Source organism: Streptomyces sp. PA03-3a (assembly GCF_033792735.1).
GTDB lineage: Bacteria > Actinomycetota > Actinomycetes > Streptomycetales > Streptomycetaceae > Actinacidiphila.
The window spans coordinates 341,280-354,078 of sequence record NZ_JARAVM010000001.1 but is presented as its reverse complement, the minus strand read 5'-3'; the positions used below and the strand labels follow the sequence as shown (position 1 = coordinate 354,078).

Genomic DNA, 12,799 nt, shown 5'->3' with positions numbered 1-12,799 from the left:
GGCAACGAAAGGAACCCCCCATGACCCGCATCGCCGTCAACGGATTCGGCCGCATCGGACGCAACACCCTCCGCGCCCTCGTCGAGCGCGGCAGCGACCTCGAAGTGGTCGCCGTCAACGACCTCACCGCGCCCGAGTCCCTCGCGCACCTGCTCAAGTTCGACAGTTCCCTCGGCCGGCTGGGCCGCACCGTCGAGGTGGACGGCTCCGATCTGGTCGTCGACGGCCGCCGGATCAAGGTGCTCGCCGAGCGCGAGCCGGCCAAGCTGCCGTGGGCCGAACTGGGCGTCGACGTCGTGCTGGAGTCCACCGGCCGCTTCACCTCCGCGGAGGCCGCCCGCGCGCACCTGGACGCCGGGGCCAGGCGGGTCCTGGTGAGCGCCCCCTCCGACGGTGCGGACGTCACCCTCGCGTACGGCGTCAACAGCGACGAGTACGACCCGGCCCGGCACGTCATCGTGTCGAACGCCTCGTGCACCACGAACGCCCTGGCCCCCCTCGCGTCCGTGCTGGACGACCTGGCCGGCATCGAGCACGGCTTCATGACCACGGTGCACGCCTACACCCAGGAGCAGAACCTCCAGGACGGCCCGCACCGCGACATGCGCCGCGCCCGTGCCGCCGGCGTGAACATCGTCCCCACCACCACCGGGGCCGCCAAGGCCATCGGCAAGGTGCTGCCGAACCTCGACGGCAAGCTCTCGGGCGACTCGATCCGTGTGCCCGTACCGGTGGGCTCGATCGTGGAGCTCAACACCACGGTCTCCCGCGACGTGACCCTCGAGCAGGTGCTGGACGCCTACCGCGCCGCCGCAGAGGGCAAGCTGAAGGGCGTCCTCGACTACGCCACCGAGCCGCTGGTCTCCAGCGACATCACCGGCCACCCGGCCTCGTCGATCTTCGACGCCGCCCTCACCCGCGTCGAGGGCCGCCACATCAAGGTCGTGGCCTGGTACGACAACGAGTGGGGCTTCTCCAACCGCGTCGTCGACACCCTCGAACTCCTCGCCCGCGCCTGAGCGTCGCAAGGGGCCGGTGGCACGTGCCGGCCCCGCAGCGGCCTCGGTCAGGAGAAGGGCCGGTACCAGGGCCGCTTCACCGGCGGCAGCCGGCGCTTCCACGAGTTCCCCGGCCGGTCGGGCGGCGGTCACGATCTGACGACCTGGTACACCCGGCTCACCCGCGACGAGGGCGAACGCCTCCGCGACTCCGCCGAGCCCTCCGCCGTGGACCTCTCCTTCCTCGGGACGCGCCCGAGCTGGACGGACGACGCCCGCGGCTCCCGCCGGATCCACGGCGCCCCGGACCACCCCCACGGCTGAGCGCCCCGCCCGCTACCGCCCGCACGCGGCCTCGCGGCTCGGTCACGGGCCGCAGGGGGCCGCGAACGGCCCCGGCGCCGCATCCGGATCTCCGGACACGGCGCCGGGGACGGCCCGCGCGGCCGTCACCGTCCGAGCAGGAAGTCGTGGACCGCCCGGCGGCCCTCGTCGCTCGCGGCGCGGCTCTGGACGGAGTGGGCGGCGCCGGCGACCACGACGACCCGGGCCCCCGGGGTCAGCTTCTTCTGGTCGTACAGCCATTCCACGGGTGTCGACAGGTCCCGGTCGCCGCCGAGCAGCAGCACCGGGACGCCGGGGAGGCGGCGGTGCGCGGCGGGCAGGGGCGGGGCTGGGGTGCGGGGCCAGTCGAGGCAGCTGAGCATGGAGCCGAGTCCGGTCGCCGTGGCGGCGTCGAAGGGGCCGTGGTCGGCCGGGGTGAGTTCGGCGCCCGCCTTCTCCAGCGCGGCACGGCGGCCGGCGAGCGGGGCGTCCGACCGGCCCCAGGGGTAGCGGCCGTCGAGGCACAGCGTCGAGGCGTGGAGTCCCTGGCTGAGCTCCTCCGCGCTCGCGGCGCTGCCCTGCCGCACGCCCTGGATGAGGCCGCCCAGCAGTCCGGGGTCCCCCTCGGCGGCCTGGTGGAGGGCGTCGATCATCTCCGCGTAGTCCGCGTCGACGAACCCCCAGGTGGTCAGGGCGTCCAGCACGTCGACGCCGTTGTCGTAGGTGTCCACGACCTCGGCGAGGTCGGCCGCCGGGTCCGTGGTGCAGCCGATGCTGTCGCACGCGTCCGTCAGCACGCGCGGCGCGGCCCGCATGGCGGCGAGGTCCATCGGGTCGTAACCCGTCTGCGGCACCACCGAGTCCAGCACCAACCGGGCCACGCGCCCGGGGTGGGCCAGGGCGTACCGCTCGGCGGTGTACGTGCCGTACGAGACCCCGTCGAGGGTCAGTTTCCGCACGCCCAGTGCGCGGCGGAGCAGTTCCAGGTCGGCGACCGTGTCGCCGGTGCTGTAGAAGCGGCGGTCGGGGCCGATGGCAGCCGCGCAGTCCCGTACCGCGCCCGCGGTGGGCGGTGTGAGGTCGGACGACCCCATCTGCGCCTGCAGTTCGGGGCACTGAAGGGCGTTGCCGCCGGTGCCGCGCTGGTCGATCATGACGAGGCGGTAGTCCTCGAGCACCGGCCCCATGGCCTTGGCGATCCGTTCCACGAAGGGCACGCCCGGCTGCCCGGGGCCGCCCGTGAGGAAGAGCAGGACGCCCTTGGGAGCGTTCGCGTTGTCCGCCATGGCGACCTTCAGGCCCAGCCGGCCCCGCACCGTGCCGCCGTGGTCGAGCGGAACCGTCAGCGTGGCGCAGCTGAAGCCCTCCAGGCCGGGGCACGCCGCGGTGCCGGAGAGCCCCCCGCTCCCCCCGGACGGCCCCGCGGCGCCCCGGTCCTGGGCCGACGACGTACAGGTGCCCGACACCATCAGCAGACCGGCGGCGGCCAGCGCCACCGCCGCGCGTGCTCCGGACCTCTGCGTCCCCCGTGCCCTTCCGGCCCTGCGCAGCGCCCGCATCGCACGCACCCCCGTCTTCCGGTGTCCTTCGAGCCCCTGTCGTCCGTCGGCCATCAGACTGCGCCAACAGGGCTCGCCACAGCGAGAGTCCGTGCCACGATTCGAGCACGTTCGAAAGCAACCCGGGGCAAGGACGGCAGGCAGAAGGATGATCGAACTCACCGTGGACGCCGCCGGGCTGGCACGCTCCCGCTTCGTGGTCTCGCCGTTGCACGAGGTCGCCGCGACGTTGCTGCCCTGGGGCCTGCGCCGGGATCCGGAAGCCGATCCGTGGGTGACCCGCGCCCGCCGTGTGCTGCGCCGCGCGCGGCTGCCGCTGCTGTCCGAACTGGCCCTGGACGGCGGCGGTTACCTGCCGGACTTCCTCAGCCCGCATCCGTCCGGCCCCTCGCCCACCGTCGAGGAGGAACTGGACCGGGTCCGTGCCACGCCGCCCGGCCGCGTCCTCGACGAGCTGGAGGCGTTGCGCAACGGCCGCCCCCGCAACGGGCTGGCCGGAGCGGAGCTGCCGCCCGGGGTGCGGCGCGCGATGACGCGGGGCGGCGGACACGTCGCCCGGCAGGCCGCGGAGGAGTTGCGGCGGTACTGGGAGCTCGCCTTCGCCCCGCACTGGCCCGACGCGAAGGCCGCGCTCGACGCCGAGGTCGACCGGTGCGCGGGGGTGCTGGCCCGGCAGGGCGCCGCGGGGCTGTTCAACTCGCTGCACCCGGGGATCAGGTGGGCCGGCGGCACGCTGCGCGTCGACAGCCGCTTCACGGTGGCGATCCCCGTTCCCCTGGTGATCGTGTTGCCGTCGCTGGTGGCGACCGAGCCGGCGGTGGTCGTGGACCCGGTGCCCGGCGGACGGCGGCCGCCGATGGTGGCCTATCCCGTGCGGGACCGGCCCGCCGCACCGGCGCCCCCGTCGGCCGAGCTGGCCGGGCTGCTCGGTCCCACCCGGGCGGGGCTCCTCGGGGCGCTGGCGCGGCCGGCGTCCACCACGCAGCTCGCGGCGCGCCACTTCCTCAGTGCGGCGACGGTCTCGTACCACCTGGGCGTGCTGCACCGGGCCGGGCTCGTGACCCGTGCCCGGTCGGGGCGGACGGTGCTGTACCGGCGTACCCCCGCCGGATCACGCCTGACGGGCAGGAACTGATCCCGGTGCCCCCCGGCCCGCGCACGGCGGGCCGGGGGCACGCGCCGGTCACGCCGGGACGGTCTCCCCGGGCAGCGCGAGGTCGAGGTCGACCAGCCGCTCGTCCCCGGCGTGCGTGGCCGCCGAGGCGAGGGGGCCGTGCCCCGTCGCGAGGGCGGCGAGCACGTACGGGCCCGCGGCCGGGACGGCGAGCGCGTAGCTGCCGTCCTCCGCGGAGAGCGTCGCGCCGGCCTGCCGGCCGCGGCGGTCGATGAGGGTGACCTTGGCGCGGGCTACCGGAGCGCCCCCGGATCCCACGACCCGGCCGCGGAAGCCGCTCAGGACCTGCTCCGCGGGCGCCGGGGCGGCCTGCTCCTCGCTGCCGGCCCGCAGCCGCAGCCCGGTCCGCCGGCCGGGCAGGCCGAAGGCGAGCAGGAGGCCGACGAGGACGGCGCCGGTGGCGATGAGGAACGAGAGGCGGAAGCCGTGCATGGTCGGGACGGCGACGCCGTTCACCTCCACCGCGCTGTTGGCCAGCACCATGCCGATCACCGCGCTGGACACCGAGGTGCCGACGGACCGCATCAGGGTGTTGAGGCCGTTGGCCGCGCCCGTCTCGGAGGCCGGCACCGCCCCGACGATGAGCGCGGGCAGCGAGGAGTACGCCAGGCCGATGCCGGCACCGAGGATCACCGAGGTGAGGATCGTCTGCCAGACGGCGTCCATCAGCCCGATGCCGCCGCCGTACCCGGCGCCGATCACCAGGAGGCCGATGATCAGCGTGGTCTTCGGGCCGAAGCGGGCGGACAGGCGGGCGTAGACCGGGGCGGTGAACATCATGGTCAGGCCGAGCGGGGCGACGGCCAGACCGGCGACGACCATGGACTGGCCGAGTCCGGCACCGGTGGCGGTGGGCAGTTGCAGAAGCTGCGGCAGGACGAGGGACACGACGTAGAAGCTGACCCCGACCATGATCGAGGCGAGGTTGGTGAGCAGCACCTCGCGGCGGGCGGTGGTGCGCAGGTCGACCAGCGGGGCCTTGACCCGCAGCTCCATCACGCCCCACAGCAGCAGGACGACGGCGGAGGCGCCGAACAGCCCGAGGGTGGTGCCGGACGACCATCCCCAGTCGCTGCCCTTGGTGATCGGCAGCAGGAAAAGGATCAGCCCGGCCGACAGGCCGAGCGCGCCGGGCAGGTCGAAGGTGCCCTTGGCGCGCATCGTGGACTCCGGCACGACGGCCAGGGCGAGCACGATGGCGAGCACCCCGAGGCCGGCCGCGGCGTAGAAGAGCGCGTGCCAGTTCGCGTGCTGGGCGATCAGCGCCGCCCCGGGCAGCGCGAGGCCACCGCCGACGCCGATCGAGGAGCTCATCAGGGCCATCGCCGATCCGAGCCGCTCACGCGGCAGCATGTCGCGCATGAGCCCGATACCGAGCGGGATGGCGCCCATGGCGAAGCCCTGCAGCGTACGGCCCACGATCATGGTGAGCAGCTCGCTGGTGACGGCACTGATCACGGCGCCGACGACCATGACCGAGAGGCTGCCGATGAGCATGCGGCGCTTGCCGTAGAGGTCGCCGAGGCGGCCCATGATCGGGGTGGCCACGGCGCCCGCGAGCAGGGTGGAGGTCAGCACCCAGGTCGCGTTGCTCGGCGCGGTGTCCAGCAATTGCGGCAGGTCCTTGATGACCGGGACGAGCAAAGTCTGCATGACCGCGACAACGATGCCCACGAAGGCGAGTACCGGGACGACCGCCCCACTGGGTCTCCGGGCGGGCAGATCGGTTGTCGTGAGCGCCATGGGATGAGGCCTCCGGGCAGAGGTAGGACCGTGGTGACGGTCGTGCGTGCGGTGTACAGGGAGTGCAACCCCGTATGCCGAGGCAACTATTCCGCCGGCCGGAAGCCGTAAAACATGCATTTGACCGGCTTATCTGCCTTTGGTCCCGACGTAAAGGGATCCCTGGGGGCACAGCAGCCCCAACTGTGATGCCTCTGTGATCTTCCTGTGTACAACGCCGAGGGTGTCCGGCAGGTCTGACCGGCGTGTGCCCAGGACGGCGCACCCCCCAGACTCCGACATCCGACAAGGACACGTTGATGAGACGTCCCGTCCGCAGATCCGTCTTCCGGGCAGCGATCGGACTCCTGGCGGCCACCGCCCTGGCCGCCGGTTTCGGCCCCGCCTCCACCGCGTTCGCCGAGGACGGGGCCCCGCTGCCGGTGGCGATCACCGGCGAGAACCACGTGGATCTCTCGCTCCAGAGTGACGACGACGATCCGAGCCAGCCGCAGGTCGTACTGCGTCTTGCCGCGCCCGGCAGTGACGAGCCCGGCGACGACGGGGTGATCCCGGTCGTCCACCAGGGCCCGTACACGATCAAGATCGACGCCAGCGGCCTCAAGGGCGTCGCCGCCGTGAAACTTCCCTGCGACGCGACCGGCCTGACCGCCGTCTGCGACCGCTACGAGATCAACGCCGGGGAGGCCTACAACCGCATCGGCGGCATCCGCCTCGACATCGACGCCGACAGCGCCGCCGGGGACTTCGGCACCATCAAGGTGACCGGCGAGGGCGAGGGCGTCGACTTCGCGCCCCTCACCATCGACGTGCTGGTCGGCGGCCCGGAACTGCGGGGCCGCAAGCTGTCCGAGCCCAAGGGCTTCGCTGCCGGCGACACGTACGAGGCACCGGTCGGCTTCCGCAACGTCGGCGGCATGGCGGCCGACGGCACCGTGCTGCACTTCCACGGCTCGCGCGGGCTGAGCTTCCCCGACAGCTACGGCAACTGCGCCTACAAGCACACCACCGAGGGGTCGCTGCTGTACCAGGGCACCGACGCGATCTGCACCTTCCCCGGTACGTACAAGGCGGGCACCGCCTACACCCTGTCCGAACCGCTGAAGGTCAAGACGGCCGCGTTCGCCCTCAGGGACGGCTTCGCCTACGGCTTCTCCGCGGTCGGCGCGAAGAAGGCCGAGGCGCTGCTGGAGAACGACGGCTACACGCCGGGCACCGGGGCGCCGCTGACCCTCGAGGAGCTTCCCGGCGCCTCCGCGGGTGACTACGCCCGCTACTCCGATCTCGACCTGCCCACCACCAACACGTACGACCTGGTGCTGACCGGCGCCTCCGCCCAGGACAAGGCCGGCGACACGGTCAAGGCGGAGATCGGCTTCCGCAACGACGGACCGGCCTGGCTGAGCGCGCTGCGCAGCGGCGGTGAGTCGATCGCCTTCTCGGTCGCCGTCCCCGAGGGCGCGAAGGTGACCAAGAGCCCCGAGCACTGCAACCTCACCACCATCGAGGAGGGCGTCAAGGGCTACCTGTGCTGGGTGGAGACCCCGCTGTTGGAGAACACGAAGCTGAGCTTCCCGTTCGAGCTGCGCATCGACAAGGTGGTGAAGAACGCCAAGGGCAAGGTCGCCCTGCCGACGTGGGACAACCCGGTGGAGCCCAACCAGTCCAACAACACCGCCTGGATCGTCCTGAACGCCACCGGCGGCGGCGACGGATCGCAGGGGTCCTCCGGCGGACCGTCGGCCACCCCGCACCCCACGGCCTCCGGCGACGACACCGCGGGCTCCACCGGTACGTCCGGCAGCGACGCCACCTCGTCCTCCGGCGGTGACTCCGGCGGCGGCCTCGCCTTCACCGGCGCCGGCGGCGCACTGCTCCTCGGCGGCTCCGCGCTGCTGGCCCTCGGGCTGGGCGCCGTGATCATCGTCTTCGTACGGCGCAGGAGCGCCGCCTGACGCCGCACCGCCACTACGCGACGGCCGCCGCACCCCTCGGGGCGCGGCGGCCGTCGTCGTACAGGGGTGACCGCGGGGGGCGGCGGAAGGTCTACCGCCCGGCGAGCGCCATGGGCGCGCCGGTGAAGGAGTCGAGCAGGAGCCGTCCGCCGAGCGGCCGGTCCAGACGGACCGTCACCGGCTCGATGAGCAGCTCCTTCGTGCACAGGCCGTCGTCCCTGCCGGGGACCGTGCCGCGGAGCACCACGCTGTCACGGGTCTCCAGCACCTCCACGGCCGGACCGTCGTCACAGCCGCCGTGCCCCGCAAGGACGGTGACGCTCCGGCCGTCCCCGGCGACCTTCCGCAGCCCGTACAGCCGCCACCCGTCGTCGGTGGCCTCGGAAAGGGCGGCGATCGGCGAGCGCGGCAGCCGCGCGGGGTCGACCGCGGCGCGCACCAGCGGGGTGTCGTAGCCCTCGAGCGTGAAGTGCCAGGCGGGGACGCGGGCCCGGCCGCGGCTGGTGAGCAGGGTCATCTCGCCGAAGGTGGCCTTCGTGACGGTCAACGGGTCCGCGCGGCCCTGCGGGCCGTCGTCGATCAGGTCGTACGTCTCCCGCGCCGTCATCGGCGTGACGGGGCTCGACGTGCCGTCCGCCCAGCGGATGCGGCCCTCCCGCTCGGTGCGGGGCAGCGGTCCGCGGTGCTCGAAGTTCCTCGCGAGGTAGGCCAGTTTGTCGGTGTCGGTGCGGAACGCGTTGTCCGGCAGGCGGACGACGTCCTCCAGCGGGTAGAAGCCCTCGCGCCAGGATCGCGCCGCCTCCGAGCCCTCCCAGGCCTCGGCGACCTTCCGCATGCGTGCGGCGGCGTCGGCGCTGCCGTCCGTTCCGGACACCGTCAGCGACCCGCAACCGGCGGATCCCCACACCAGGCAGACGACTCCCACCAGCACGAACGGTCTCATGACGCCTCCCCGGGCAGCGGGCCCCCTCGGACCCCGCCGATGTGACGTGCCGCCCCGGCAACGGGTTCCGTCAGGCGTCCGGCCCCGCCGCGGCGGGCGGGGCGGGCGGGTTCCCCAGGTTGCCCACCCAGGTGAACACGGCCGCGGCGGGCGGGAATCCCAGGATGATGCCGACGTGCGGACCGAGGTCCGCGGCGGGTGGCGACACCAGCCGGGCCACGGTGGCGCCGAGCGTTGCCGTCGCCGCCACGACGCAGATGCCGGCCGCGGCGGCCGGGACCCACCGGCGAGGACGCTCACGGTCCGAGCCGACGACACCGCCACCTGCGATCAGGGGGTCCCGACCGGCAGCAGGCTCACATCGGGCAGCAGGCCGAAGGGCCAGAGCAGCAGGGCGAGGACGCCCATCACCATCAGCCCGATCACCGTCAGCCACGCGGTGAGTGCGGCCGCCTGACCCGGCCGGCGCCGGCCGGGGCCGGACGTGTCGTGAGGCTCGCTCTTCACGACTCGAGCGTAGCCGGGCACCCGCCCGGTCCGGCAGGCCCGAGACTCGTGCAACGGGCCGAAACACCGGACCGGCTTCGCGGAACACGCCGCGACGGCCGGGTAGCGTCGCCCTCACCAGCGGCCCCGAGGGGCCGTCCCACCGGCGACCGGGAGCACCGCCATGCCCGCGTACGGATTCTTCGTGGAGTTCGAGGCCCGACCGGGGCGGGAGGAGGACGTCGCCCGCTTCCTCGTCGACGCCAAGACGCTGGTGGACGCGGAGCCGGGGACGCTCACCTGGTTCGGCTTCCGCCTGGGACCTTCCTCCTTCCGCATCTTCGACGCCTTCGAGACCGAGGAGGACCGCGAGACGCACCTTCGGGGCAAGGTGCGGCAGCGCATCGAGGCGCTCGGCGACGAAGTGTTCGCCGCACCGCCCGTCATCACCCCGGTCGAGGTGCTCGCGGCGAAGCTGCCCGGCTGACGGGGCGAAGGGTACGCCAGGGACGAGGCCCGGGGGCACCCCCCCCGGGCCTCGGAGGGCGTCCAGGGTCGGCGCACACTGTGAACGGAATATTCACGCCGTACATCAGCGCTGGTCAGGAAAGCTCCACCGGCGCGGGCCTCTACTGAGTCCGCGAACCCTGTTCAGCCGCAAGAAGAGAAAAGGTATCCATGTACCAGCGCATTCTGGTTGCCGTCGACTCGAGCCCCTTCGCCCAGCCCGCCCTGCGCACGGCCGGGGACATGGCCCGGCTGACCGGCGCCGCGGTGCACGTCGTGCACGTGCTCGCCTCGGCGGTCGCCTTCGACACCGTCATGAACCTGGAAGAGGACTCCGACGCCGGCGCCGTCGTCGACGCGGCCGTCGCCACGCTCCGCGGCCTGGGTGTCGAGGAGGCCGACGGTGAGGTCGTCCGCGACGTGACCACGCAGGAGGTCGCCGGCGCGATCTCCGCCGCAGCGGAGCAGTTCAAGGCGGACCTCCTGGTCCTCAGCCCCCATCACCGCGGCTCGGTCGCGGCCTTCTTCAACCCCCGCGTCAGCGACGCCGTCGCCCACGCCAGCCGCATCGCGGTGCTGCTCGTCCCCGAGGAGCAGGCCGAGGGCGCCGACTCCGAGGTCTGACCCGCCCCGTTCGCGGCCCGTCCGGCTCCGGTGAGCCGGACGGGCCGCGTCCGCGCCCTCGCCCCCGCGAGCGCCGCGGCGCCCGCGCACCCCAACGCCAGGGGCGAGGAGCCATGGCCGGCGCGGTGCTCCGTGCCGTCGGCCGCCACCACCGCTGACCTCACGCCGTCGGGACCCGCCTCCCCCGAGGGGAGGCGGGTCCTCGGCGTTCGCCGTGGCGTCAGGCCTTCCGCATGTCCCGGTAGGTCTCCAGCACGCGCAGCCAGACCTCGCTGATCGTCGGGAATGCTGGGACGGCGTGCCACAGCCGGTCGACCGGGATCTCGCCGGCGACGGCGACAGTGGCCGAGTAGAGCAGTTCCTGCACCCCTGGGCCGACGAAGGTGACGCCGACCACCGTGCCGCGGTCCGGGTCGATCAGGACGCGGGCCCTGCCCCGGTAGTCCTCGACGTACTGCACGGCGCCGGCGAGGCGCCCCAAGTCGTAGTCCACGACGTCCACACGCCGTCCCGCGGCTTCCGCCTCACGGGTCGTCAGGCCGACGGAGGCCACCTCCGGGTCGGTGAAGACCACCTGCGGCACGGCCTCGGTGTCGGCGGTCGCGACGTGGGCGCCCCATCTGCGGTCGTCGACGGGCTCGCCCTTGGCCCGCGCCCCGATCACCGCACCCGCGATGCGGGCCTGGTACTTGCCCTGGTGCGTCATCAGGGCGCGGTGGTTGACGTCGCCCGCCGCGTACAGCCAGCCGCCGGCGACGGCCGTCACCAGGAAGGTGTCGTCCACGGTCAGCCAGTCGCCGGGGGTCAGGCCGACCGTCTCCAGGCCGAGGTCCGCGGTGCGGGGGGCGCGGCCGGTCGCGAAGAGGATCTCGTCGGCGACCACCGTCCCGCCGTCCGCCAGCGTGACGCGTACGGGACCGTCCGGGCCGTCGTCGCGGGCCACGGCGGTCACCGAGGCGCCGAGCCGTAGGTCCACACCGGCCTCGCGCAGGGCGCCGGCGACCATCTCGCCGGCGAACGGCTCCATGCGGGGCAGCAGTCCGCCGCTCCCCCGCACCAGCATGGTCACCTCGGAGCCGAGCGCCTGCCACGCGGTGGCCATCTCGACGGCTACGACGCCGCCCCCGACCACCACCAGGCGGCCCGGCGCCTCGATGGCGCTCGTCGCCTCGCGATTGGTCCACGGACGGACCTCGGCGAGGCCCGGCAGGCCGGGGAGCCGTGTCGTGGTCCCGGTGGCGACGACGACGGCGTGCCGCGCGGTGAGCCGGACCGTCCCGCCGTCCGGCGTGTCCACCACCACCTGACGGGGGCCGTCCAGGCGGCCGTGGCCGCGCACCAGGTCGACGGAGACGGAGTCCAGCCACTCCACCTGGTCGTCGTCCTTCCAGTGCGCGGAGAGCCGGTCGCGGTGGGCGAGGACCTCGGCGAGGTCCAGCGGTCCGCCGACCGCGCCCCGCAGGCCGGGTATCCGGCGGGCGTCGGCCCGTGCCACCACGGGCCGCAGCAGCGCCTTGCTGGGTTCGCACGCCCAGAACGAGCACTCGCCGCCGAGCAGTTCGCCCTCCACCAGCACCGTGGCCAGTCCGGCGGCGCTCGTCCGGTCGGCGACGTTCTCGCCGACCGGTCCGCCGCCGATGACGACGACGTCGTATTCCCGGGAAGTACCGCTCATCGCTTGACCCGTCATTCCGTCGGTCTGCATAACCTGCTTCCAAAGGTGGCCGGAGGGGACCCGATCAGGGGCCCGCGGTGCCGCGGAGGGGGGATCCGCGGCACCGCGGGGGCTCGGGGGAGGGTGGGTCGTCGGGGAGGGAGGGGTCAGCGTCCCGGCAGGCGGTCCGTGACCTCCTGGAGCGCCCAGCCGTTGCCGTCGGGGTCCGTGAACGTCGCGAAGGAGCCGTAGCTGGCGCGCTTGGGGTGCGGACCGGCGACCCGGGCGGTCTCGCCGGCGTGGTGGAAGACGCCGCCCGCGTCGTGGAAGACCTCGCTGATGCCGACGCCTCGGGCCGCCAGCTCGGCGCGGGCCGCCACGATGTCCTCGACGATCAGGTGGAGGCCCTGCACGGAGCCCGGGGCGGCGGTGGTGACGCCGTCGCCGAAGAGGATCGAGGCCCCGGACCCGTCCGGTGTGAAGTGGACGACGCGGAATCCGTCGTCGCCGACGTAGTCGACGTCCAGCCGGAAGCCCAGCGCCGCGTAGAAGTCCTTCGCCCGGTCCACGTCGGACACGGGCAGCACCACAACCTCGAGCTTCAGTTCCATCACGTTCTCCCAGTTCTGCGAGCAGTTCCGCACTTCGTCACCGCTTTGACTGGTGACGAGCATGGCCCAGCGATACGTAACCTGTCAAGGCGGTGACGCGCGGACCTCCAGCATGCCCTGCCGGGGCCGTCCGGGATAATTTTTGACTCGTCAAGCACTTGCCTCCCTCCGCGCGCTCACCCGTGGAGAAGACCGGGATGACCCCACCGGCTGTGACGCCC

General features: G+C 73.5%; 12 protein-coding genes. 5 read left to right on the top strand and 7 right to left on the bottom strand.

Annotated features, from left to right (window positions below):
* Positions 1-20 precede the first annotated feature (20 nt).
* Positions 21-1,019, top strand: coding sequence for a type I glyceraldehyde-3-phosphate dehydrogenase (gap, locus tag PV342_RS01610; protein WP_400796773.1), 999 nt, complete (start codon positions 21-23; stop codon positions 1,017-1,019).
* 428 nt (positions 1,020-1,447) lie between these two features.
* On the opposite strand, the gene PV342_RS01605 is transcribed toward gap, so the two are convergent.
* Positions 1,448-2,935: an alpha/beta fold hydrolase gene (locus PV342_RS01605; RefSeq protein WP_500315624.1), complete on the bottom strand. Its 1,488-nt coding sequence runs from the start codon at positions 2,933-2,935 to the stop codon at positions 1,448-1,450.
* Between the two features lie 94 nt (positions 2,936-3,029).
* On the opposite strand from PV342_RS01605, the gene PV342_RS01600 reads away from it, so the two are divergent.
* A complete protein-coding gene (locus tag PV342_RS01600) occupies positions 3,030-4,016 on the top strand; it encodes an ArsR/SmtB family transcription factor (RefSeq protein ID WP_386994422.1) in 987 nt (328 codons plus the stop codon).
* A 48-nt stretch (positions 4,017-4,064) separates the two neighbouring features.
* On the opposite strand, the gene PV342_RS01595 is transcribed toward PV342_RS01600, so the two are convergent.
* The gene (locus tag PV342_RS01595) at positions 4,065-5,918 is read right to left on the bottom strand and encodes an MFS transporter (RefSeq protein WP_386994423.1); all 1,854 of its coding nucleotides are present in this window, start codon (positions 5,916-5,918) and stop codon (positions 4,065-4,067) included.
* 179 nt (positions 5,919-6,097) lie between these two features.
* Between PV342_RS01595 and PV342_RS01590 the strand changes: the two genes are divergently transcribed.
* Entirely contained in the window at positions 6,098-7,753 is a 1,656-nt protein-coding gene (locus PV342_RS01590; protein WP_500315623.1) for a hypothetical protein, read from the top strand.
* Positions 7,754-7,844: 91 nt separating this feature from the next.
* On the opposite strand, the gene PV342_RS01585 is transcribed toward PV342_RS01590, so the two are convergent.
* The 3 genes from PV342_RS01585 to PV342_RS01575 all read right to left on the bottom strand — a co-directional run bounded on the left by PV342_RS01585 (position 7,845) and on the right by PV342_RS01575 (position 9,203).
* Positions 7,845-8,696, bottom strand: coding sequence for a hypothetical protein (locus tag PV342_RS01585; protein ID WP_500315622.1), 852 nt, complete (start codon positions 8,694-8,696; stop codon positions 7,845-7,847).
* Between the two features lie 70 nt (positions 8,697-8,766).
* Entirely contained in the window at positions 8,767-8,946 is a 180-nt protein-coding gene (locus PV342_RS01580; protein ID WP_400796788.1) for a hypothetical protein, read from the bottom strand.
* 80 nt (positions 8,947-9,026) lie between these two features.
* Positions 9,027-9,203 (bottom strand): hypothetical protein, encoded by a 177-nt coding sequence (locus tag PV342_RS01575; RefSeq protein ID WP_400796791.1) that lies wholly within the window; start codon positions 9,201-9,203, stop codon positions 9,027-9,029.
* A 163-nt stretch (positions 9,204-9,366) separates the two neighbouring features.
* Here PV342_RS01575 and PV342_RS01570 point away from each other — a divergent pair, with 163 nt between their 5' ends.
* Positions 9,367-9,669, top strand: coding sequence for a putative quinol monooxygenase (locus PV342_RS01570; RefSeq protein WP_018560121.1), 303 nt, complete (start codon positions 9,367-9,369; stop codon positions 9,667-9,669).
* 191 nt (positions 9,670-9,860) lie between these two features.
* Complete coding sequence (locus PV342_RS01565; RefSeq protein WP_386994432.1) at positions 9,861-10,313, top strand: universal stress protein; 453 nt, start codon at positions 9,861-9,863, stop codon at positions 10,311-10,313.
* 220 nt (positions 10,314-10,533) lie between these two features.
* Here the strand turns inward: PV342_RS01565 and PV342_RS01560 are convergent, their stop codons facing one another.
* Both PV342_RS01560 and PV342_RS01555 read right to left on the bottom strand, forming a co-directional pair.
* Positions 10,534-11,988, bottom strand: a complete 1,455-nt coding sequence (locus PV342_RS01560; protein ID WP_400796796.1) for a dihydrolipoyl dehydrogenase family protein — start codon at positions 11,986-11,988, stop codon at positions 10,534-10,536.
* A gap of 146 nt (positions 11,989-12,134) precedes the next feature.
* Entirely contained in the window at positions 12,135-12,578 is a 444-nt protein-coding gene (locus PV342_RS01555) for a VOC family protein (RefSeq protein WP_026251197.1), read from the bottom strand.
* Positions 12,579-12,799 lie beyond the last annotated feature (221 nt).

Bases quoted from the DNA above. Each gene is read 5' to 3' on its own strand.
- PV342_RS01585 (WP_500315622.1), bottom strand. From the start codon at position 8,696: ATGAGACCGTTCGTGCTGGTGGGAGTCGTCTGCCTGGTGTGGGGATCC.
- PV342_RS01600 (WP_386994422.1), top strand. From the start codon at position 3,030: ATGATCGAACTCACCGTGGACGCCGCCGGGCTGGCACGCTCCCGCTTC.
- PV342_RS01555 (WP_026251197.1), bottom strand. From the start codon at position 12,578: ATGGAACTGAAGCTCGAGGTTGTGGTGCTGCCCGTGTCCGACGTGGAC.
- PV342_RS01605 (WP_500315624.1), bottom strand. From the start codon at position 2,935: ATGGCCGACGGACGACAGGGGCTCGAAGGACACCGGAAGACGGGGGTG.
- PV342_RS01565 (WP_386994432.1), top strand. From the start codon at position 9,861: ATGTACCAGCGCATTCTGGTTGCCGTCGACTCGAGCCCCTTCGCCCAG.
- PV342_RS01595 (WP_386994423.1), bottom strand. From the start codon at position 5,918: ATGCATGTTTTACGGCTTCCGGCCGGCGGAATAGTTGCCTCGGCATAC.
- PV342_RS01560 (WP_400796796.1), bottom strand. From the start codon at position 11,988: ATGAGCGGTACTTCCCGGGAATACGACGTCGTCGTCATCGGCGGCGGA.
- gap (WP_400796773.1), top strand. From the start codon at position 21: ATGACCCGCATCGCCGTCAACGGATTCGGCCGCATCGGACGCAACACC.
- PV342_RS01570 (WP_018560121.1), top strand. From the start codon at position 9,367: ATGCCCGCGTACGGATTCTTCGTGGAGTTCGAGGCCCGACCGGGGCGG.
- PV342_RS01590 (WP_500315623.1), top strand. From the start codon at position 6,098: ATGAGACGTCCCGTCCGCAGATCCGTCTTCCGGGCAGCGATCGGACTC.